This is a genomic window from Neisseria sp. P0021.S007 (genome assembly GCF_051956855.1).
Genome location: NZ_JBQCXA010001736.1, coordinates 1 through 440 on the forward strand (window position 1 = coordinate 1; position 440 = coordinate 440).

Consider the following 440-nt stretch of genomic DNA (forward strand, 5'->3'; position numbering starts at 1 on the left):
CTCCCCGCTACCGCCTGACCAAACTCGGCGAACAAATGGCGCGCCTGCCCATCGACCCGAAAATCGCGCGCATTTTGTTGGCGGCGAAGAAGCACGACTGCATGGCGGAAATATTGGTGATCGCGTCCGCGCTGTCGATTCAAGACCCGCGCGAGCGGCCGTTGGAAGCGCGCGATGCCGCCGCCAAGGCGCACGAGCGTTTTACCGACAAGCAGTCCGATTTCCTTGCCTATCTGAACATTTGGGACAGCTTTCAGCGCGAGCGCGACAAGGGTTTGTCCAACAAGCAGCTGGTGCAGTGGTGCCGCCAATATTTCCTGTCGCACCTGCGGATGCGCGAATGGCGCGAGCTGCACCACCAGCTTGCCCAAACCGCGATTGAAATGGGTTTGACCACCAAGGAAGCCGCTTTCAGACGACCTCCCGAAGTCAAGCAGCTC

Annotated in this window: 1 pseudogene; it reads left to right on the forward strand. The window is 60.0% G+C overall.

Features of this window, described 5'->3' with window-relative positions:
* Positions 1-440 (forward strand): annotated as a pseudogene (locus tag ACTHUR_RS21195) (ATP-dependent helicase); the annotation flags it as partial.